The organism is Streptomyces sp. NPDC044571, assembly GCF_040647115.1.
Lineage (GTDB): Bacteria > Actinomycetota > Actinomycetes > Streptomycetales > Streptomycetaceae > Streptomyces.
In genome coordinates this window covers 1-21,121 of record NZ_JBEZBN010000040.1, presented here as the reverse complement: position 1 = coordinate 21,121, position 21,121 = coordinate 1, and the positions used below count along the sequence as shown (strand labels likewise).

General features: G+C 73.3%; 17 protein-coding genes and 1 pseudogene. 10 read left to right on the top strand and 8 right to left on the bottom strand.

Annotation, left to right across the window (positions count from 1 at the left end; genetic code table 11):
• The first annotated feature begins 83 nt into the window (after positions 1–83).
• From AB0B01_RS21395 to AB0B01_RS21385, 3 genes are all read left to right on the top strand, one after another.
• Positions 84–1,907 carry a stealth conserved region 3 domain-containing protein gene (locus tag AB0B01_RS21395; protein ID WP_361721252.1) on the top strand — a complete coding sequence of 608 codons (1,824 nt, stop codon included), beginning with the start codon at positions 84–86 and terminating at the stop codon, positions 1,905–1,907.
• A 188-nt stretch (positions 1,908–2,095) separates the two neighbouring features.
• Positions 2,096–2,749 carry a hypothetical protein gene (locus AB0B01_RS21390; protein WP_361721249.1) on the top strand — a complete coding sequence of 218 codons (654 nt, stop codon included), beginning with the start codon at positions 2,096–2,098 and terminating at the stop codon, positions 2,747–2,749.
• A 56-nt stretch (positions 2,750–2,805) separates the two neighbouring features.
• Positions 2,806–4,827 (top strand): SGNH/GDSL hydrolase family protein, encoded by a 2,022-nt coding sequence (locus tag AB0B01_RS21385; protein ID WP_361721246.1) that lies wholly within the window; start codon positions 2,806–2,808, stop codon positions 4,825–4,827.
• On the opposite strand, the gene AB0B01_RS21380 is transcribed toward AB0B01_RS21385, so the two are convergent.
• On the bottom strand, positions 4,791–7,211 hold the full coding sequence (locus AB0B01_RS21380) for an excinuclease ABC subunit UvrA (RefSeq protein ID WP_361721243.1): 2,421 nt from the start codon (positions 7,209–7,211) through the stop codon (positions 4,791–4,793). The two genes, AB0B01_RS21385 and AB0B01_RS21380, sit on opposite strands and share 37 nt — an antisense overlap.
• A 130-nt stretch (positions 7,212–7,341) precedes the next feature.
• Between AB0B01_RS21380 and AB0B01_RS21375 the strand changes: the two genes are divergently transcribed.
• A complete protein-coding gene (locus tag AB0B01_RS21375) occupies positions 7,342–7,983 on the top strand; it encodes an endonuclease (RefSeq protein ID WP_361721240.1) in 642 nt (213 codons plus the stop codon).
• 18 nt (positions 7,984–8,001) lie between these two features.
• Here AB0B01_RS21375 and AB0B01_RS21370 read toward each other — a convergent pair whose 3' ends face one another.
• Positions 8,002–9,012, bottom strand: coding sequence for an LLM class flavin-dependent oxidoreductase (locus AB0B01_RS21370; RefSeq protein ID WP_361721237.1), 1,011 nt, complete (start codon positions 9,010–9,012; stop codon positions 8,002–8,004).
• Positions 9,013–9,076: 64 nt separating this feature from the next.
• Between AB0B01_RS21370 and AB0B01_RS21365 the strand changes: the two genes are divergently transcribed.
• Positions 9,077–9,571, top strand: coding sequence for a hypothetical protein (locus AB0B01_RS21365; protein WP_361721234.1), 495 nt, complete (start codon positions 9,077–9,079; stop codon positions 9,569–9,571).
• Positions 9,572–9,601: 30 nt separating this feature from the next.
• Here AB0B01_RS21365 and AB0B01_RS21360 read toward each other — a convergent pair whose 3' ends face one another.
• On the bottom strand, positions 9,602–9,817 hold the full coding sequence (locus AB0B01_RS21360; RefSeq protein WP_361721231.1) for a dodecin: 216 nt from the start codon (positions 9,815–9,817) through the stop codon (positions 9,602–9,604).
• A 162-nt stretch (positions 9,818–9,979) separates the two neighbouring features.
• On the opposite strand from AB0B01_RS21360, the gene AB0B01_RS21355 reads away from it, so the two are divergent.
• The 3 genes and pseudogenes from AB0B01_RS21355 to AB0B01_RS21345 form a co-directional block, all read left to right on the top strand.
• Entirely contained in the window at positions 9,980–11,242 is a 1,263-nt protein-coding gene (locus tag AB0B01_RS21355; protein WP_361721228.1) for an extracellular solute-binding protein, read from the top strand.
• Positions 11,243–11,368: 126 nt separating this feature from the next.
• A complete protein-coding gene (locus AB0B01_RS21350; protein WP_361721225.1) occupies positions 11,369–12,229 on the top strand; it encodes a GNAT family N-acyltransferase in 861 nt (286 codons plus the stop codon).
• A pseudogene (locus tag AB0B01_RS21345) lies at positions 12,226–12,753 on the top strand (1-acyl-sn-glycerol-3-phosphate acyltransferase); the annotation flags it as partial. The gene AB0B01_RS21350 and the pseudogene AB0B01_RS21345, both read left to right, overlap by 4 nt.
• 239 nt (positions 12,754–12,992) lie before the next feature.
• Here the strand turns inward: AB0B01_RS21345 and egtD are convergent.
• Genes egtD through AB0B01_RS21325 form a run of 4 tightly spaced genes read right to left on the bottom strand, consistent with a single transcriptional unit; the run spans position 12,993 to position 17,489 of the window.
• Positions 12,993–14,009, bottom strand: a complete 1,017-nt coding sequence (egtD, locus tag AB0B01_RS21340; protein ID WP_361721222.1) for an L-histidine N(alpha)-methyltransferase — start codon at positions 14,007–14,009, stop codon at positions 12,993–12,995.
• Positions 14,006–14,764 carry an ergothioneine biosynthesis protein EgtC gene (gene egtC / locus AB0B01_RS21335; protein WP_361721219.1) on the bottom strand — a complete coding sequence of 253 codons (759 nt, stop codon included), beginning with the start codon at positions 14,762–14,764 and terminating at the stop codon, positions 14,006–14,008. The genes egtD and egtC overlap by 4 nt, the downstream gene beginning before the upstream one ends.
• On the bottom strand, positions 14,764–16,086 hold the full coding sequence (egtB, locus tag AB0B01_RS21330) for an ergothioneine biosynthesis protein EgtB (protein WP_361721216.1): 1,323 nt from the start codon (positions 16,084–16,086) through the stop codon (positions 14,764–14,766). The genes egtC and egtB overlap by 1 nt, the downstream gene beginning before the upstream one ends.
• On the bottom strand, positions 16,083–17,489 hold the full coding sequence (locus AB0B01_RS21325; protein ID WP_361721213.1) for a glutamate-cysteine ligase family protein: 1,407 nt from the start codon (positions 17,487–17,489) through the stop codon (positions 16,083–16,085). Before AB0B01_RS21325 ends, egtB begins: the two co-directional genes overlap by 4 nt.
• A gap of 132 nt (positions 17,490–17,621) precedes the next feature.
• On the opposite strand from AB0B01_RS21325, the gene AB0B01_RS21320 reads away from it, so the two are divergent.
• Positions 17,622–18,452 (top strand): TIGR02452 family protein, encoded by an 831-nt coding sequence (locus AB0B01_RS21320; protein ID WP_361721210.1) that lies wholly within the window; start codon positions 17,622–17,624, stop codon positions 18,450–18,452.
• A 21-nt stretch (positions 18,453–18,473) separates the two neighbouring features.
• Here AB0B01_RS21320 and AB0B01_RS21315 read toward each other — a convergent pair whose 3' ends face one another.
• Positions 18,474–18,938: a type II toxin-antitoxin system PemK/MazF family toxin gene (locus tag AB0B01_RS21315; protein ID WP_361721207.1), complete on the bottom strand. Its 465-nt coding sequence runs from the start codon at positions 18,936–18,938 to the stop codon at positions 18,474–18,476.
• Between the two features lie 120 nt (positions 18,939–19,058).
• Between AB0B01_RS21315 and AB0B01_RS21310 the strand changes: the two genes are divergently transcribed.
• Positions 19,059–20,861 carry a hypothetical protein gene (locus AB0B01_RS21310; protein WP_361721204.1) on the top strand — a complete coding sequence of 601 codons (1,803 nt, stop codon included), beginning with the start codon at positions 19,059–19,061 and terminating at the stop codon, positions 20,859–20,861.
• The last annotated feature ends 260 nt before the right edge of the window (positions 20,862–21,121 follow it).

Genomic DNA, 21,121 nt, shown 5'->3' with positions numbered 1-21,121 from the left:
CCACCCTCCCTTCGCACCGGGTGAGGTCCACAACCTCGGGTGCCGCACGCCGGCGCCGTCACGCGAGGTCGTCCATGCAGGGCATGTCCCGTCTTCCCCTCCCCTTCGGCCTGCGCCGGATCGTACGGACGCTGCGCAAGCCGGGCGCTGTGCCGGGGCAACCGGGCGCCGCCCGACGCGAGCGCATCGAGGCCGCCCTGCGGGGCGAAGGCGGGCCGCAGGGGGAGGGCGGGCCGGCGGCGACTCGCCGCTCGCGCGAGGACGAGCTGCTGGAGCGGCTGCCCGGCCTGGTCCGCCACCGGGGCCGGATCACGCGGGTGCGCGACGACATGCTGCCCGCCGATGCCAGGGACGCCAACCTGCTGGCGGTGGCCGAGGCCCTCGAAGCCGCCGCCGTCCCCTACGGACTGGTGCCCGACGGCGGTCTCACCCACCGGGTGGCGATCGCCCCGGAGGACCGCGCCGCCGCACTGAAGGCCTGCGCCGTCGCCTTCGCCGGCCTCCCGGTCTACGCCTGCCTCCTCGGAGACGGAGGCGGAGGCGGACTTGGGGACGGGGACGGGGACGGAGACGGAGACGGGGACCGCCACGGAGCCGGCGGCGGCGACCTGGGGGAGGTGCTCGCCGAAGCCCTTCCCGACGCGGTCGAAGCCGCCGAGGCCGAGGACGCGTACGCCCGCGGCGCCGACGCCGCCCCGCCGAGGGTCAAGGGTCTGCGGCTCCACCAGCCCGTCACCACCTCCGGCCGTACCCTGACCTACGGCCCCGACACCGGGTGCGACCTGGAGTTCTGGGAAGCCCCAGGATCCGGCACCGGCGCCATGGCCGGCCTGCGCGAAACCCCGTACGGCTGGTGGGTGCCCTCCCTCGAAGCCACCGCCACCACCCGCGTCGGCGACCGCGACCTGCCCGTCGTCGACGCCTTCGCGGGCCGCTTTCCCGACGACATCGACTTCGCCGTCGACGCCGTGATCACCTGGGTGGACGCCGCAGACCCCGCCTGGCGCCGCCGCCGCGACCGGGCCGCGGCCGCCGGATCCGCCACCGGGGCCGTCGTCGACCACGCCGACAACCGCTACCGGGACCGGGGCGAGCTCCGCTACTGCCTGCGCTCCATCGCGGCCCACGCCCCGTGGATCCGGCACGTCTTCCTCGTCACCGACGACCAGACCCCGCCGTGGCTCGCCACCGAGCACCCCCGGCTCACCGTCGTGGACCACCGCGAGCTGTTCGCCGACCCCGCCGCCCTCCCGGTCTTCAACTCGCACGCCATCGAGAGCCAGCTGCACCGCATCCCCGGCCTTGCCGAGCACTTCCTGTACTTCAACGACGACATCTTCCTCGGTCGCCCCCAGCGCCCGCAGCAGTACTTCCTCGCCTCGGGCCTGCCCAAGGTGTTCCACGACTGGCGGGCCGTGGCCCCCAGCGCCCCCTGCGCCGAAGACGACGTCTTCACCGCGTCCCAGAAGGCCACCCGGCAGGCCGTGGAACTGGTCGCCGACCGCACCTACCCGCACATCCTGGCCCACACCCCCTACGCCCTCAGCCGCTCCCTCTTCGCCCACGTCGAGGAACGGCTGCCCGGCCGGCTCGGCGCCACCAGCCGCTCCGTCTTCCGCAGCGCCGCCGACCTCGCCCCGGTCACGCTCGCCGCCCACCTGGCCCTCGCCGACGGCCGGGCCGTGGAGGGCGAACTCCGCCACGCCTACGTCAGTACCAGCCGGGCCGACGCCCTCGAACGACTCCGGGACCTGGCCGCCGAACGCCGGGCCGACGCCTTCTGCCTCGCCGACGACGACGCCGGGGCCGACCTCAGCCCCCAAGAGCAGCAGCACGCCCTCGCCGCCTTCCTGGAGGCCTACTTCCCGGTGCCCTCCCCCTACGAGCACCCCGATCCGACCGGCTGACCGGTTGACCGGTTGACGGGGCTGATGCGGACCAGGCCGAGCCGCCCGCCCTCGCCGCGCCGGCCGTCCGTCCGCGTCGCCCATCCATCCGCCCCGGCCGCCCCAGTGATCGGCCGACCGGGCGCTCGTGCGACCGTACGCCGCGCCGCGGCCCGGCCGGATCCGGCTCATGGGAGACAGTGGGCCCCATGCCACACGCCCCCGCCGGGTCCGGGCCACGCCGCCGAACCGTACTGGCCGCCGCCGCCCTCGCCCCGCTCGCCGTGGCCGGCTGCTCGGCGCAGAACCACCCCCGCACCCCCGCCCCCGGCCCGTCCGGCACGCCCAAGGACGCCCTGCTCCTGCTCATCCGGCATGCGGAGAAGCCGTACGCCGGAGACATTGGCGAGGACGCGCAGGGCAACGAGGACCCCGGATCCCTCGCGGGGCGCGGCCGGCGCCGGGCCGGGGAACTCCACCGCCTCTTCCTGCCGCCAGGCGGCTCCTCACTGCCACGCCCCGCCGTCGTCTTCGCGGCCGGCGGACCGGCCGGGGCCCCCGGCCGCTGTCGGCAGACGGTGCAGGCGCTGGCCAGCTCCCTGAAGACCCCCGTGCGCGCCGAGTTCGCGGTCGGCGCCGAAACGGCCCTGGCGCGCGCCGCGCTGGCCGCCGCGATGCCCGTCCTCGTCTGCTGGGAGCACACCGGCATGCCCCGGCTGATCCGGGCCATCGGAGCCGACCAGGTGCTCGGCGTCCCCGCCGCCTGGCCCGACCGCTACGACCTGGTGTGGGTCTTCACCCGCAGACAGGGCCGCTGGAGCTTCCGCGAACTCGCCCAACATCTGCTCCCCGGGGACGCGTAGCCGGGCCGGCGGCCGTACCCACGACAGGCCGTACCCGCGGCAGAAGGGTGCAGCACATGCACGGTGTCGAGGACACGCACGGTGGCGCGCCGGCGGGATCGGCCGGCCGGCGGGACCTGCGCGGCACGCTGCTGTGGTGGGGACCGCGGATGCTGTTCGTCGCGGGTGCCGTGTTCCTCGTCGTGGAGTCGAGCCGTGGAGTGCCGCTTCCGGAGCTGTACCTGGCTCTGGGCTTCTTCGGCCTGTGCAGTGCCGTCTTCGTCGGACGACAGCTGGGGTTCGGGCACGAGCGGGCCCCCGGCGAGCGGGCCCCGCGCTGGCTGATCCGGGCGGCCGCCCTGCTGAGCACGGCCGGAGTGGCCGTCCTCGTCGTCCACGCGGCGGTGGCGGAGGGGGACGCCCTGCCGCTCGTGGGGTCGGTTCTGCTGCTGCTCGGCCTGGGCTGGTTCGTCGAAGCGTGGCGGGGAGCCGGACCGGGCCGCCCGAGCAGGGCCCTGCTGCCGTGGGGCACGGCCCTGATGGTGGTGACCGCGCTGACGGCGGCCCTCGCAGGCCTCCTGCTGCCCCGGGCGAAGGGCGGTCTCTACGTCGCCCTGCTCATCGCCCTCGGCGTGGCCCTCTTCGTGTTCCTCCCGCTGGGCCTCAACCTCCTGTCCGAGTGGGGCGTACGCCGACTGCGCAGCCGGCGGTCCGCCGCGGGGACCGGAGCCGGAATCGGCGCCGTCGGGATCCTCGGCCTCGTCGTGATCGTCGCGGTCGCCCTGTCCTGCGTATGGCTCGTGCGCCGGGACTGGATGCTGGCCGCGGTCCTCGTCGCGGCGGCGCTGCTCCTGCTGCCGGCCGTCGTCTCCAACACGCACGCCGATGTCGCCCTCGTACTCGCGGCGCTCTGCCTGCTCGCGGCGGCACCCCCGGAGCATCCGGCGCCGCCCGACGCCGCCGGAGGGCAGCGGGTCCTCGTGGCGCTCGGCGACTCCTACATGTCGGGTGAGGGGGCGAGCAGCTACTTCCGGGGAACCGACGACGGCGGCCGCAACGAATGCCGGCGCTCACCCTCCGCCTACGCCGTGGGACTCGCCAGCGGCCGGCGGTTCGACCGCATGGTGTTCCTCGCGTGCTCCGGCGCGCGGACCTACAACCTCAACCCGGCATCGGCTCCCGGCCCCTCCCGAGCACAACCGGGCGAGCGGGGCACCCAGATCGACCGACTGCGGCGTCAGCCAACCCCGTTCCACCCGGCCCTCGTCATCGTCACGGTGGGTGGCAACGACGCCGGCTTCGCCATCCTGGGAGAGGCGTGCCTGGCACCCGGCGACTGCCGGACCCAGAAGCCCGCGTTCGTGAACAACCTGCCGAAAGTCCGCCGGGACCTCATCGCGACCTACCGGTCACTGCGCAAGGCCCTGCCCGCCGACGTGCCCGTCGTGGCCGTGCCCTACCCCCAGCCGATCGCCGCGGCCGGCAGCTGCACCGGAGTGGCCCTGACGGAGGGCGAGCGCGACTTCATCCGCACGTTCGTCGAGCAGCTCGACACCACCATGCGCGAAGCCGCCGACCGAGCGGGCGTCACCTACATGGCCGAGATGAAGGACAGCCTCGCGACACACCGGCTCCAGCTGTGCGAGCGGAGGAAAGGAGCCGCCGGAATCAACTTCGTGGACATCGAGACGGTCAACGGGCTGGCAGCACAGCGCTTCAGCCCCGCCAAGTGGCTCCACAACAGCCTGCACCCGAACGAGCGCGGCCACGCCGCCATGCAGGACACCTTCACCACCTGGCTGGACTCCCACCCCGAGCTCCTGCCGCCCGCCCCGACGGGCCGCGAACAGGCCGCGGGCGCCGTCGCCGCGGCGGAGCCCGAGCCGCTGTGCGGCATGACCTACCAAGCGGCGAACGCGCACTGCCGGGTCCTGATCCGGGCCTGGGAGCTGGAGCAGGTCCGCAGCCGGTGGCCCTGGCTGCTGCTCGTGCTGTGCGCACTGGCCGTCCTGTGGGCCGCGAGCATCGCCGCCTTCAGCCTGCTCCCCGCAACCGGACGGTCCTACCCGGCTCCCCCCGCCAGCGCGCGGGCGAGGTAGGGGGCGGTGCGGCTCGCCGCGGAACGGGCCACCCGCTCGGGGGGACCCGAGGCGACGACCCGGCCGCCCTCGGCGCCGCCGCCCGGGCCCAGGTCCACGACCCAGTCCGCGCCGGCCACCACCTCCATGTCGTGCTCGACGACCACCACCGAGTGCCCGGCGTCCACCAGCCCGTGCAGCTGCCGCAGCAGCACCCGCACGTCGGCCGGATGCAACCCCGTCGTCGGCTCGTCCAACAGGTACAGGGTGTGGTCGTGGCGCAGCCTCTGCAGCTCCGTCGCGAGCTTGATCCGCTGCGCCTCGCCGCCCGACAGCTCCGTCGCGGGCTGCCCGAGCCGCAGGTAGCCCAGCCCGATGTCCTCCAGCGCCCTCAGGCTGCGCACCGCCGCCGGAACCTCCGCGAAGAAGGGGAGGGCGGACTCCACCGTCAGCGACAGCACCTCCGCGATGTTCAGCCCCTCGTACCGGACCTCAAGCGTCTCCGGGTTGTACCGGGCGCCCCCGCAGTCCGGGCACGGCGCGTACGTACTCGGCAGGAACAGCAGCTCCACCGAGACGAAGCCCTCGCCCTGACAGGTCTCACACCGGCCGCCCGCCACGTTGAAGGAGAACCGGCCCGCCTTCCAGCCGCGCGCCCGCGCCTGCGGGGCCGCCGTGAACAGCCTGCGCACCACGTCGAACAGCCCGGTGTAGGTGGCCAGGTTGGACCGCGGGGTCCGGCCGATCGGCTTCTGGTCCACCTCCACCAGCCGCCGCACCGGGAACCGTGCGTCCGCGAGCCGCTCCCCGACCTCCCGGGCGAGCACCCGGCCCACCAGCGTCGACTTGCCGGACCCGGACACCCCCGTCACCGCGGTGAACACGCCGAGCGGGAACTCCGCGTCCACGTCCCGCAGGTTGTGCAGATCGGCACCGCTGATCCGGACGGACCCCGTCGGCTGCCGGACCCGCCGCGGGCCGGCCGCTTCGGGGACGGCGAACAGGTGCCTCGCCGTCGCCGACTCCCGTACGCCGCCCAGCGCGTCCGGGGGCCCGCTGTGGAGCACCTGCCCGCCGTGCTCCCCGGCCAGCGGCCCCACGTCCACCAGCCAGTCCGCGTGCCGTACGACGTCCAGGTCGTGCTCCACCACGAACACCGTGTTCCCGGCCGCCTTGAGCCGGTCCAGTACCGTCAGCAGGGCCTCCGTGTCGGCCGGATGCAGCCCCGCCGACGGCTCGTCCAACACGTACACCACCCCGAACAGCCCGGACCGCAGCTGCGTCGCCAGCCGCAACCGCTGCAGCTCGCCCGCCGACAGGGTCGGTGCGCTGCGGTCCAGGCTCAGGTAGCCGAGCCCCAGCTCCACGACGGGCCCGATCCGTGCGCGCAGGTCCTCGGCCAGGACCCGGGCCGCCTCACCGGCCGGAGCCGTCTCGGCCAGAAGGGTGTCCAGCGCCGTCAGCGGCAGCGCCGCCAGCTCCGCGATGCTGCGCCCGGCGAAGGTCACGGCCAGCGCCTCCGGCCGCAGCCGCCGGCCCCCGCACGCCGGGCAGGGGGAATCGGTGAGGAACCGCTCGGCACGGGCCCGCAGGGTGGCGCTCTTGCTGTCCGAGAAGGTCCGCATGACGTAGCGGTGGGCGCTCATGTACGTGCCCTGGTACGGCCGTTGGATCCGGTCGGCGTCCCGCACCGGATGCACGGTGACCACCGGCTGCTCCTCGGTGAACAGGATCCACTCGCGGTCCTTCTGCGCGAGCTCCTGCCACGGCGCGTCCACGTCGTGGCCGAGCGCTTCCAGGATGTCCCGGAGGTTCTTGCCCTGCCAGGCACCCGGCCAGGCGGCGATGGCGCCCTGGCGGATCGACAGCCGCGGGTCGGGGACGAGGAGTTCCTCGCTGGTGCGGTGGATCCGGCCGAGCCCGTGGCAGGAGGGGCAGGCGCCGGCGGCGGTGTTGGGGGAGAAGGCGTCGGAGTCGAGCCGCTCGGCCCCCGGGGGATAGGTTCCGGCCCGGGAGTACAGCATCCGCAGGGAGTTGGACAGCAGCGTCACCGTGCCGACCGAGGACCGCGAACCGGGGGAGGAGCGGCGCTGTTCCAGCGAGACCGCGGGCGGCAGACCCGTGACGGAGTCCACCTTCGGGGCGCCGATCTGGTGGATGAGGCGCCGGGCGTACGGGGCCACCGACTCGAAGTACCGGCGCTGGGCCTCCGCGTACAGCGTGCCGAAGGCCAGTGAGCTCTTGCCGGATCCGGAGACCCCGCTGAACACGGTCAGGGCGTCGCGCGGGATGTCCACGTCGACGCCCCGCAGGTTGTTCTCCCGGGCGCCGCGCACGCGGACGAAGGGGTCGAGGGCGGCGGTCGCGGCCGGAGCCGTGGCCGGTGGCTCGGTGGAGTGGTGCATTCGCCCCAGTTTACGTGCGCGGACGGCGGCATCCGCGCCCGCCGGCACGAATCGGAGTACGCCCTGCCGCCCCGCCGGCATGAACCGGCGGCCGCCGGGCAGCCGCACCGCGGGGAGGAAGGAGTCGGCCATGGGCGAGCCGCTGATCGAACGCCTCCTGGACCGGTACGGCGAGACGCACGCGCAGGAGGCCGGCATCCGGCTGCGCGACACGCCCGCGCCGCTCTACCAGCTGCTGGTCCTCTGCCTGCTCTGCTCGACCCGGATCCGGGCCGACATCGCCGTCGCCGCCGCCCGGGAACTGTACGCGGCAGGCCTGCGCACCCCGCGCGAGATGGCCCGGGCCTCCTGGCAGGAGCGGGTGGACGCCCTCGGGCGGGCCCACTACCGGCGGTACGACGAAAGCACCTCCACGGCCCTCGGGGCGGGCGCAGAACTGCTGGGGGAACGGTACGGCGGCGACCTGCGGAGGCTGCGCAAGGAGGCGGACGGGGACCCGCGCCGGGTGCGTGAGCTGCTGCAGGAGTTCCCGCGGATCGGCCCGGTCGGCGCCGACATCTTCTGCCGCGAGGCACAGGGGCTGTGGCCCGAGCTGCGCCCCGCCTTCGACCGGCGCGCCAGGGACGCCGCGGGCCTGCTCGGCCTGCCCCGCACGGCCGGGCGACTCGCCGACCTCGTCGAGGGCGCCGAGCTGCCGAGGCTCGCAGCGGCCCTCGTACGTGCGAAGTCGGCCGGGAAGGACGAGCTCCAGCAGCTGCGCCAGGGCGGCTGACCCGGCGGGGCCGTGCCCTCAGGCCGTACCGGGCAGGCCGCAGAGGCGGGCCAGGCGGGTGAGGGAGTCCAGGAGGGCGGCCCTGTCGTACGTGGAGGTGGTGACCAGCAGTTCGTCCGCGCCGGTCAGCTCCGCGACCTCGGCCAGTTCCGCCGCGACCTGCTCCTCGGTGCCGTGGATGTGCCCGCCGAGCGCGCCCTCGTACAGCTCCCGCTCCTTGGAGGTCATCTCCAGGGCCTCCACCTCCTGCGCCGGGCGCAGCGGCGGGAAGCTGCCCCGGGTGCGGGAGTGCGCGAGCGCCCACGCCTCCGGCACCAGGATCCGCCGGGCCTCCTCCGCGGTGGCGGCGACCGCGACCGTCCCGGAGACGACGACGTACGGCTCCGCGCCCCGGGACGAGGGCCGGAACTCCTTGCGGTACCGCTCGACGATGTCCGCCACCCGGTCCCGGGTCCGCAGATCGCCCACCACCAGCGGCAGCCCGGTCCGGGCCGCGATGCCCGCCCCCTCCCCGGTGGCCAGCACGTACGCCGGGATCCGCAGCCCCTCCGCCGGGCGGGCGTGCACCTGCGGGTGCGCCTGCTGGGTGCCGTCCACCCAGCCGAGCAGCTCGGTCAGCTGCTCCTCGAAGCGGTCGGCGTCCTCGGTGTCCCGGCCCAGCGCCCGCCGGATCCCGCCGGTGAAGCCGACGGAGCGGCCCAGGCCCATGTCGATCCGGCCGGGGAAGAGGGATTCGAGGACCCCGAACTGTTCCGCCACCACCAGCGGCTGATGGTTGGGCAGCATCACCCCGCCCGTGCCGACCCGGATCCGGGACGTGGCACCGGCGACGGCGGCGGCCAGCACGGTCGGTGCCGAGCCCGCCACCCCGGGGACGCTGTGGTGCTCCGACACCCAGAAGCGGTGGTACCCGAGCCGTTCCGCGGCGCGGGCCAGCTCCACCGTGTCGCGCAGTGCCTGGGGGGCGGGCAGGCCCTGGCGGGTCCGGGAGCGGTCGAGGACGGAGACGGTGCGGATTTCGTGGATCACACCGTCTCAACGCTCCGGGGCGTCGAGGATTTCCCGGAGATCCGGAGTAACTACGCTGACCCGTATGAGTGACACCACACCCCGTCGGCTGCTGGCCGTGTTCGACATCGACAACACCCTGGCCGACACCGACCACCGCCAGCACTACCTGGAGCGCCGCCCCCGGGACTGGGACGGCTTCTTCGGTGCGGCGCCGGCCGACCCGCCGCTGGCGCGCGGAGTGGCGCTCGCGCTGGAGCGTGCGGCCGACTGCGAGGTGGTCTACCTGACCGGCCGCCCGGAGCGGTGCCGGGACGACACGGTGGAGTGGCTGGCCCGGTACGGGCTGCCCGAGGGGCGGGTGTGGATGCGGGGCAACCAGGACCGGCGGCCGGCCCGGACGACCAAGCTGGAGGCGCTGCAGCGGATCGCCCGGGGCCGGGAGGTGCAGGTGTTCGTGGACGACGACGAGCTGGTCTGCCAGGCGGCGCGCGCCGCCGGCTTCCGTGTGGTCCTGGCGAACTGGGCGGCCGATGCGCCCGAGCTCAAGGCCGCCCAGGAGGGTGAGGGCCGTACCTGAGGGGCCGGAGGGAGAAGGGCCCGAAGGCCCTCACTCCGCGTCGTCGAGGCGGAAGCCCACCTTGAGCCCCACCTGGTAGTGGGCGATCTCCCCGTTCTCGATGTGCCCGCGTACCTGCGTGACCTCGAACCAGTCCAGGTTGTGCAGGGTCTGGCCCGCCCGGGCGATCCCGTTGCGGACGGCCTGGTCGATGCCGTCCTGCGACGTGCCGACGATTTCGGTCACCCGATAGGTGTGATTGGACATGGGGCTCTCCCGAGAGTGGTGGATCTGCCGTGTTCCACGGTGCCCCAGTACCTCCCCCTACGCGAACTTTAGGTGAACAGTCCCGGGGCAAATACCCTTGACCGGCCCATTGGTCTATGCCAATTTCAAGCCATCTGAGATCGCTCCCCAGAAGGTGACTCCGTGAAGATGCGCTACCTCGCCGTGTCCACCGCCCTCGTGGCCGCGACCGCCCTCACCGGCTGCGGCAGGTCGGCCGAACCGGCGGGAGGCACGCAGAAGGTGACGCTCTGGCTGATGAAGGGCAGCGCCTCGCAGGACTTCATCACGAAGTTCACCAGCTCCTTCGAGAAGGAGCACCCCGGCACCGACCTGGACGTCAGGATCCAGGAATGGACGGGCATCGGCGACAAGGTCGACGCCGTACTCGCCGGGAAGGCCAAGGAGGGCGCCGACGTCATCGAGGTCGGCAACACCCAGGTCGCCCGGTACATCGCGAACGGCGGACTGTCCGAACTCACCCTGGAGTGCCTGCGCGACTGGGGCAGCACGGACTGGCTGAGGGGCCTCGCCGACCCCGGAAGCATCGACGGGGCCCAGTACGGCATCCCCTGGTACGCCGCCAACCGCGTGGTGATCTACAACAAGGACCTCTTCGCGAACGCCGGGATCAAGACCCCGCCGAAGAACCGCCAGGAGTGGATCCAGGCCACCCAGAAGCTCGACAAGGGCGAACAGCAGGGCATCTACCTCGCCGGACAGAACTGGTACGTCCTGTCCGGATTCGTCTGGGACGAGGGCGGCGACCTCGCCGTCGAGACCAGCGGGCAGTGGGTCGGCACCCTCGACGACGAGAAGGCCCTGGCCGGCATGGAGTTCTACAAGCAGCTCCAGGCCCTCGGCGGCGGACCCAAGGACGCCGACGAGGAGACGCCCCCGCAGTCCGACGTGTTCGCCGGCGGCCGGGTCGCCCAGATCATCGCCCCGCCCGGCCAGGCCGCGGCCATCGAGGCCGCCAACCCCGCCCTCAAGGGCAAGCTCGGCTTCTTCCCGGTCCCCGGCAAGACCTCCGACCGGCCCGGCGCCGTCTTCACCGGCGGCTCCGACCTGATCATTCCGGCCCGCACCGCCCGGCGGGACCGGGCGGTCGAGGTGATCACGGCCCTGGTCAGCGAGAAGTGGCAGGCCGAGCTCGCCCGCAGCATGAGCTACGTACCGAACAAGACCACCCTCGCCCACCTCGTCGACGGCAACGAGGGCTCCGCCGCCATGGCCCCGGGCGCCGCACAGGGCCGGGCCACCCCGAAGTCCGCGCGCTGGGCCGAGGTCGAGGCCAAGAACCCGATCAAGCCGTACATGACGGCCGTCCTCACCGGTCAGGATCCCCGGCAAGCCGCCAGGGCCGCCTCGGAGACGATCAGCAGGGTCCTCGGCTCCGACCGCTGAGTTCAGCGTCCGCACATCCAAGGGCCGCTGAGCGGTCATGTCGAATCCAGCCGGTCACGGAAGAAGTAGAGGAGCCGGGCCACCGCACCGCAGGCCCGGCTCTTCGAGCCCGGACCAGGAGCAGCCATGACCATCGCCCCCTTGTCCCCGTCCGTCCTTCCTCCGATCGCCACCCCCACCGCAACCGCAAGCGCCGCCACCCCGACCTCCGCCGCGCCGACCGCCCTTGGCGCGCCCGCCGCCCCCGCCGCCCCGGCCGCACCCCGCTACGCCGTACGCCTCGCCCGCAACGAGGACGAGGTGCGCGCCGCCCAGCGGCTGCGCCACCAGGTCTTCGCCGGAGAACTCGGCGCCCGCCTCGGCGGCCCCGAGCCGGGCCTCGACGCCGACGCCTTCGACGCCTACTGCGACCACCTCCTCGTCATCGACGAGGAGACGGAGCAGGTCGTCGGCACCTACCGGCTGCTGCCCCCCGAGCGCGCCGCCGTCGCGGGACGCCTCTACTCCGAGGGCGAGTTCGACCTCTCCGCCCTGGACCCGATCCGCCCCGACCTGGTCGAGGTCGGCCGCTCCTGCGTCCACCCCGACCACCGCAACGGCGCCGTCATCGCCCTGACCTGGGCCGGCCTCGCCCGCTACATGGACCGCTCCGGGCACAACTGGCTCGCCGGCTGCTGCTCGATAGCGCTCGCCGACGGCGGAGTCCTTGCCGCCGCCACCCGCGCCCACGTCCTGACCCGCAACCTCGCCCCCGAGGAGTACCGGGTCACCCCGCACCTCCCCTGGAACCCCGAGGGCATCCCCGTCCCCGACCGCACGGAACTGCCCCCGCTGCTGCGCGGCTACCTGCGGCTGGGCGCCTGGGTCTGCGGAGAGGCCGCCCTCGACGCCGAGTTCGGCTGCGCCGACCTGTACGTCCTGCTCTCCCTGCGGCGCACCAACCCGCGCTACCTCAAGCACTTCCTCTCGCTCGTTCCGGCCGCATGAGCGTCTGGCTGCCCACCTCGCCCTGCACGCCCGCGGCCTGCGCCGGCCACGCGGGGCACACCACGAACGTCCCGCACGCGCTGCTCCGGCTCGGCGCCGCCATCGCCCTGGTCCTGCTCGGGATCCTGGGCGCCCCGCCCGTCCGGCTGCTGCCGGCCGGTCCGCGCCACACGGTGATACGGGCATGGTCGGCCGTAGTGGTACGGGCCTTCGGCATACGGATCACCGTCCAGGGCAGTCCGGGCCCGGACGGCGGACGCCTCGTCGTCGCCAACCACATCTCCTGGCTGGACATCCCGGTCCTCGCCGGGGTCCTGCCCTGCCGCATGCTTGCCAAGGACGACATCCGGGCCTGGCCCGTCCTCGGCCGCCTCGCCGCCCAGGCCGGCACCCTGTTCATCGAGCGCGACCGGATCCGCGCCCTGCCCGCCACCGTCGAGACGCTCACCCGCGCCCTGCTCGACGGCGACCGGGTCACCGTCTTCCCCGAGGGCAGCACCTGGTGCGGCCGGGCCCGCGGAACCTTCCGGCGGGCCGCCTTCCAGAGCGCGCTGGACGCCCGCGTCCCCGTACAGCCGGTACGGCTCGCCTACCGGCTGGCGGACGGGAGCACCGCCGGGGCCGTCTCCTTCGTCGGGGACGACCCGCTGACCGCCTCCCTGTGGCGGATCGCCCGGGCCCGCGGCGTACGCGCCGAGGTGCGGCTGCTGCCGCGGATCCCGCCGGGCCGCCACCCGGACCGGCGGGAACTCGCGGCCGCGGCTCAGGCGGCTGTCTCCGCCTCCGACTCCCTCCCCGAATCCGCCGCCGGCTCCGCACCGTCGGCCACCGACAGCGACAGGGCGAAACGGCCCGCCGCATCCGTCCACCAGTGGGTCAACTCCAGCCCGGCGGCGGACAGCTCCCTGCGGACGCCCTCCTGACGGAACTTCGCGGACACCTCCGTCAGGATCTCCTCACCCGCCGCGAACGGCACCAGCAGATCCAGCTCCCGGACCTTCACCACCAGCTCGGACCGGGCCCGCAGACGCATCTCGATCCACTCCTGCTCACGGTTCCACACCGCGACGTGCACGAAGTCCTCGGTGTGGAAATCCGCACCCAGCTCGCGGTCGATGACCGAGAGGACGTTCTTGTTGAACTCGGCCGTCACCCCCTGCGCATCGTCGTACGCCGCGACCAGCACGTCCTCGTCCTTGACCAGGTCCGTCCCCATCAGCAGGGCGTCACCCGGCGACAGCATCGCCCGGACCGAAGCCAGGAACACGGCCCGCTCCGGCGGCAGGAGATTGCCGACCGTACCCCCGAGGAACACCACCAGCCGCGGCCCGGGGCTCTGCGGCAGGTGCAGCGGCTTCGTGAAATCCGCCAGGAGCGCATGCACCCGCAGCCCCGGATGCTCCTCCAACAGCGTCTGCGCCGCCCCCGACAGGGCGCTCTCGCTCACGTCCACCGGAATGTAGGTGTCCAGTGCGGGCATCGCCTCGATCAGGTGCCGGGTCTTCTCCGAGGACCCGGAGCCCAGTTCCACCAAGGTGCGCGCGCCGCTCACCACGGCGATCTCCTGGGCCCGCGCCAACAGGATCTCCCGCTCCGCCCGCGTCGGGTAGTACTCGGGCAACCGGGTGATCTCCTCGAAGAGTTCACTGCCGCGGGCATCGTAGAACCACTTGGGCGGCAGCACCTTGGGGGAGTGCGTCAGCCCGTGCAGTACATCGGCGCGCAGCGCCCTGTCCGCGGCGTGCTCGTCGAGCGTACGGGTCAACTGGAAGTCACTCACTGGAAGCTCTCCTTGAGCAGGGTCAGGTCGACCCGTGTGCGGTCGGCGGTCAGCAGAGTCCGGTCGGGCACCTCACACCAGCGGGAATCGTCGTCGTAAGGCTCCGACGCCACGACCGTGCGCCGGGCGGCGGTGTCGACCAGGTACCAGAGCGAATCGCCCCAGGCCGTGGCCGCGATGCCCGTGCCGTCGGTCAGCAGCAGGTTCAGCCGGGAACCGGGCGAGGCGCCGGCGAGCTCCCGCACCGGCTCGGCGAGCGCCGTGCCGAGATCGTCCCCCCGGCGCAGCCGGTGCAGCACCAGTGCCCAGATCAGCGCCGAGTCCGTGGTCGCCGCCAGGGACAGCAGCTCTTCGGGCGGCAGAGCCGCAGCCAGCGGAGCCACCGCCTGCGGCCAGTCCCGCACCGCTCCGTTGTGGCTGAACAGCCACGGCCCGGCCGCGAACGGCGCCGCCGCGGCCTCCCCGTCCGCCGTGAACAGCGTGGCGTCGCGTACGGCGGCCAGGGCGGCCGAACTGCGCACCACACGGACGAGATCGGCGAAGTTCAGGTCCCCCCAGACCGGGCCGGGCCGCCGGTAGCGGGCAGGGACCGGATCACCCTCGGCGTACCAGCCGACACCGAAGCCGTCCGCGTTGACCGTTCCGTGCCGCTGCCGGCGCGGCTCCCAGGCCTGCCGGACGATCGAGTGCTCCGGCTCGATCAGCAGCCTCCCCAGCGGTACCTCCGGCCCCACGAAGGCCAGGTGACGGCACATCAGAGGTCCCTCGCGGTCCGGAAGCCGGAGAAGATCTGCCGGCGCACCGGCAGGTCCCAGTTGCGGAAGGTGCCCCGGCAGGCCACCGGATCCACCGCGAAGGAACCGCCGCGCAACACCTTGTGCTCCGGACCGAAGAACACCTCCGAGTACTCGCGGTACGGGAAGGCCCGGAACCCGGGATACGGCAGGAAATCGGAGGCCGTCCACTCCCACACGTCGCCGATCAGCTGCCGCACCCCCAGCGGCGAGGCACCGGCCGGGTAGCTGCCGGCCGCAGCCGGGCGCAGATGGCGCTGACCCAGGTTGGCGTGGACCGGGGTCGGGTCCGCATCACCCCACGGGTAGCGGGTCGAGCGGCCGGTGGCGGGATCGAAGCGGGCGGCCTTCTCCCACTCCGCCTCCGTGGGCAGCCTGCGCCCGGCCCAGCGGGCATAGGCGTCGGCCTCGTACCAGCTGACGTGCAGAACCGGTTCCTCATCGGGCACCGGCTCGGTCACCCCGAAGCGGCGGCGCAGCCACTGGCCGGCCTCCCGGTGCCAGAACAGCGGCGCCTCGATCCCGTGCCGGTGGATCTGCTCCCAGCCCTCGGGCGCCCACCAGCGCTCGTCGCGATAGCCGCCGTCCGCGATGAACGCCTGGTACGCGCCATTGGTCACCGGCACCGTGTCGATCCAGAACGCAGCGGTCTCCCGGCTGTGCGCGGGCCGCTCGTTGTCCAGCGACCACGGCTCGGCGGACGTGCCCATCATGAACGGACCGCCCGGCACCAGCACTTCGGGCACCGCCGGGGCCGGACCGGCCGGCGGATCCGGGTCGGGGGCGGTCAGCACCGGCGCACCGCGCCTCAGCTGATGGGTGATCAGCATCGTCTCGTCGTGCTGCTGCTCGTGCTGCGCGATCATCCCGAAGGCGAACGCCGAGTCGAGCAGCGCCGTGCCCTCCAGCGGAGTGCGCTCCAGCAGGTCGACGACCCGCCCGCGCACCTCGGCGGCGTACCGGCGGGCCTCCGCGGGGCCCAGCAGCGGCAGCTTCGGCCGCTCGGAGCGGGGATGCTCGAACGCATCGTAGAGCGGGTCGATCTCGGGGCGCATGGACGCGCGGCCTGCGACCTTCCGCAGCAGCCAGAGCTCCTCCATGTTCCCGATGTGGGCGAGGTCCCACACCAGCGGGGACATCAGCGGGGAGTGCTGGGCGGTCAGATCCTCGTCGGTCACCGCGTCGGTGAGCGCCGCGGTACGGGCGCGGGCCGCAGTGAGCGCCGCGACGGCCCGCTCCCGCAGGTCCTGCGGCGGCCGGTCGGGACGAAGGGCGGTGGTCACGGGCGTACCCCCGTTCCGGTCAACTGCCGATCAAGGTCATCGGCCGGGCAGCGGCCGCGAAGGACGAGCCTCTCGGTGAACACCCCGACCACGTCCTGGACGTGCCGGCTCGCACCCAGTCGGGGCAGCGCCGCGGCGGCGGCCCGGAAACAGGCGCCGGCGGCCGAACGCAGCGCCGGATCGGCCAGGCCGTGACGGGCGGCCGACAGCCAGAGCGGATTGCGCGGGGCAGGGTGGGAACCGTACGTGCCGGACAGCGACTTGGCCACCCGGTAGGCCGTCTCGGCGGCCTCCGGATCGTCGAACAGCGCGTGCACCACGGCCACCGGGACGATCCAGCCGTCGTCGCCGGGCTGCGCGTCGATCATCCGCAGTTCCAGATGGCCCCGCGGGCGCACCGGCGGGAAGAGGGTGGTCAGGTGGTACTCCAGGTCCTCGACGGTGGGCGGCCGCAGGGCGCCGCCCGCCTGCCCGCGTACGAGACCCGGCGCGGACGAGAACGCCCCGTCGGCGCATTCGCTGATGCCGCCGCTGTCGCCGCCGAGGCGCAGCCAGTCGCGGAAGGTCAGCCCCCGGGGAACGCGCCACGGTCCACCGTCGGGCGACCGTACGCACATCACCTCCGTGTCCAGCGCCTGCCGGACCCAGCCGGACCGCGGCACCGCCGCCAGCGGAGGGGCCAGCGCGCGCATGCGGTCGAGGTCGCCCCAGATGCCCTGCCGGGCGCACCGCCATCCGGCGTACGGACCGCTGTGCGCCGGGGAGTTGGCGAACGCGGCGACGAGGACGGCGCCCAGCAGATGCGCGAGCCGCCAGCGCCGGCCGTACCCGAGCGGGCCCGGCTCCTCGTACCCGGCGTCCACACAGACCTGTACGGAGGCGGAGGAGCACATCATGGCGCGCCCGGCGGGGCCGATGCGGTCGAAGTAGGTCTCCATCGCGTCGTAGCGCGAGCTGTTCAGCAGCCGGCGCAGCGGCCGGCGCGGGTCCTGGCCGAGCCCCCGCAGGACCAGCCCCTGCGCACGCAGGGCGGCCCGTACGGCGGTGAGGTCGGCCTGCAGTCCGTCCACGCAGCCGGAGAGAGAGGCGGCGGGCGCCGAGCTGAGCTCCAACTGCCCGCCCGGCTCGATGCTGAGCCGGGAGCGCAGGGGCAGGGCGGCGGCCGCGTCGTGCGCGGCGGTCAACCGCTCGGCGGCCAGGGGTGCACCGGGCCGCTCGGCGTCCAGGACGAACCATTCGAGCTCGGCACCCAGGACGCGGGGCGGGCCGGTCTTGAAACAGATGCCGTGGATCAGGTCCTCGGCGGCCGCCTCGGTGATCCTGCGCGAGGCATCCGGGGCGGGTGGGGTTGGCGGGGCCTGCGGGGTGGGTGGGGCCTGGGGAGCGGATGAGTCCTGTGGCATGGCCGGGTCTCCTGCCGTTGGTGATGACTTGACCATGCCTACCCGTCCTCGCCGGGTGCTCAACGACCGCGAGCGAGCCCCTGTGCGAAAAATGTCTGGCAGCCACCGATCCGGGGTGCCGATGATGGTCACGTGAGCAGCAGATTGCGCGACATCGCGCGGGAGAACGCGACGATCATGGCGGCCGGCGGATACCGGACGCGGTCGGGACGGCAGATCTCCCTCGCCGCCGCCCTGGCGGAAGCCAAGGCCGGAACAAGGATATATGGGCCAGACCAGGTCATTCCAGACGAAAGCACCCCTGTCGGCGCAGGGCAGACCACCATCGAGGTCACCGGCGAGAGCAGCACGGTCGCAGCGCGTAGGCTCACCGCCGACGGCCCGGAGTCGCCGACGGTGGCGGTGCTGAACTTCGCCTCGGCCAGGAATCCCGGGGGCGGCTACGTCCGCGGGGCCAAGGCCCAGGAAGAGGCGCTGTGCCGCGCCTCCGCGCTGTACGACACCCTGCTCCAGGCCCGCGAGTACTACGAGATCCACCGCGCAGGACGCAGCACCTTCTACACCGACCGGGTGATTCACTCGCCCGGCGTGCCCGTCTTCCGCGACGACCGGGGCGAACTGCTGGAGACCCCGTTCCGCGTCGGCTTCCTCACCTCCCCGGCCCCGAACGCGGGCACCATCCGCCGCCAGGAACCGGAGCGCGCCGCCGAGATCGCGGCGGCCCTCGCCCGCCGCGCGGAACGCGTCCTGGAGACGGCCGCCCTGCACGGCTACCCCCGACTGGTGCTCGGGGCCTGGGGCTGCGGGGTGTTCCGCAACGACCCCGCGGAGGTCGCGGAGGCCTTCCGGGCCCTGCTGGCCGGGCGCTTCGGCGGTGCCTTCGCGCACGTGGTGTTCGCGGTGCTCGACCGTAATCCGGCGACCCGGAAGACCTTCGAGGCGGTGTTCGCCCCCGGGGGGTGAGCGCCCGCCGTATCCGGCCGACTACTGCCAGCCGTAGCGCTCCTGCAGCCGGGCCACCACCAGCTGGAAGCGCACCCGGTCCAGCGCGCACGCCTCGCGGCGCATGCCCGCCTCGTGCACGCGCAGCACCCGGTCCACGTCCACCCAGGACTCCCGCCCGGCGCTGTCCCAGGGGCCGGTCCCGATCGGCACCCACTCGCGGTCGTTGTCGTGCCGCTTGCTGGACAGCTGCACGGCCAGCAGCGTGCGCCCGCCCGGCTCCCGCGCGACGACCAGCACCGGCCGGTCCTTGCCGCGGCCGTCGTTCTCCTCGAAGGGGACCCAAGTCCACACGATCTCGCCCGGATCGGGGTCGCCGTCGGGATCGGGCGCGTACTCGGTGCGTACCGGCCCGATGGCATGCGGATCGGCCTCGGTGGTCGTGGTGACCCCGTGCCGGCCGGGCTGCTCGATGTGGTCGCTGCCGTGGTGCGAAAGTGCCGTCATCCGGGGGAGATTACCGGGGAGTCGTGAGCCCTTCGGGCGCGGCCCTGCCCGCAGGTAATCTGATCATGACTTTTGTGAACAAGTTCAGGAATTGGGGGGCCGGTGTACCGTCACCGCGTCATGATCTCCGCCGCGGTCGTCGCGGCAGCCGTCGGATTCGTACCCGCCACGGCGCAGGCAGCAGTCCCGACCGCCGACCCCGGCCGGGCCACGACCGCCACCTTCCCGGCCCACGAGGCGGGCTCCGCGACCTACGCGCCCGGGCAGGGTGCTTCCGGGCAGGGCGCTTCCGGGCAGGGTGCTTCCGGGCAGGGTGCTTCGGCGACGTACGCGTCCACGAAGGACGCATCCGCGCAGGATGCTTCCGCCCGGAAGGCGGCCGAGGAGGCCGCCGCGAAGGAGGTGGCCGCGAAGGTCGCCGCGACCAAGGCCGAGCTCGGGGTGCCGAGGGCGACGGCCGAAGCCGGCGCGTCGGCCCGCGCACAGCAGAGTGAGTACTTCGAGGTGGGGATGGGAACGACCACCTCCTACGCGCACAGCATCGGACTGGCGACCTCCGTCAGCACCGACCTGACCAACAGTTACGTCCGGTTCGACGTCGACTGGGGTGACGGCATCACCGGCGAGGACTTCGGCAAGGCCGAAGCGTTCGTGTACTTCAAGCACAAGTACGCGGAGGTCGGCGCCCACAAGATCACGATCACGGCGACCGACCTGCTCACCAAGGTGACCTCCACCACCACCAAGGACATCGTCGTGGACGGTTCCGAGTTCACCCCCCACGCGCCCACCCGATTGCTGGACACCCGCGACGGCACCGGCACAGGCACCGGCACTTCGGCCGGCCGCCCCGTCGCCCCGTACGGCACGGCCCGGGTCAAGGTCGTCGGCACCGCCGGCATCCCGGCCGGGGTGACCGCCGTGGCCCTGAACCTCACGGCCACCAACACCTCGGCGGGCGGGCACATCATCGCGTACGCCTCCGGCAAGGAGCAGCCGACCACGTCGAACGTCAACTTCGCGGCGGGACAGACCGTGCCGAATCTGGCGATCGTGCCGGTCGGTGAGGACGGGTACGTCGAGCTGGCCAACCGCAGCGTGGGCTCGGTGGACCTGATCGCCGATGTGACGGGCTACTTCACCCGCTCAGCCGCCGGCGGATACACCTCCGTCAAGCCGTCTCGGCTCGTCGACACCCGGGAGGGACTGGGTACGGCCAAGGGCCAGGCTGCCGCGCAGAGCACCTTCGGCATCCAGATCGCCGGTCAGGGCGGACTGCCGGCCAAGGGCGTCACCGCCGTGGCCCTCAACGTCACGGTGACCGATCCGAAGGGCTCCGGTCACCTGACCGTCTTCCCGAGCGGCCAGCAGGCGCCGTCCACGTCGAGCGTGAACTTCACCGCTGGGCAGACGGTCGCCAACGCGGTGATCGTGCCGGTCGGACCGGACGGCAGGATCAACGTCCGCAACGGCGCCTGGAGCCCGACCGACGTGATCGTGGACGTCACCGGCTACTACAGCGCCGACGGCAAGGCCGCCTACCTGCCGGTGGAGCCGCGGCGCACGTACGACTCGCGGACCTCCGCCTGGCCGCTCGCCGGCCAGGAGTACCACTACGAGACCCTGTGGACGTCCGGCATGGCGCTGGAGGCCCTCGTCCTGAACACGACGGTGACCAACCCGCAGGGCAGCGGGCACCTCTCGGTCGCTCCGGACCCGAACACGCTGGACGACTACATCGCCGGCAAGGCGGTCCGACCGACCCCGCCCGACTCGTCCGTCCTGAACTGGACGAAGGACGCCACCGTCGCGAACCTGGTCCAAGCGAGCACGGGCACCACCAACGTCGTCGACTTCTGGAACCGGGGCTGGCAGTCGACCGACCTGATCGTCGATCTCTACGGGATGTACGAAAGGAACTGACGCCTTGTAGGTGTGGCGGGGCGGGGGCCCGCGGGTGGGGTGGGGGCCCCGCGGGTGGGGGCGGTAGGCGGGGTGTGGGCTTCGGGGGTCGGGATGTCCGCACGCGGCATCAGGGGAGGTCCGGGGGCGTCCCGGCAGTCGACTGTCCTTCCGTGTCGGTCCGGGCCGTCAAGGGCGCTCCTCCTCGTTCCTCGTCGTCGCGTCGCTTCGCGATGGCCTTCGGCCACCCTTGACTGCCCGGCCCGCCCCGGAAAGACAAC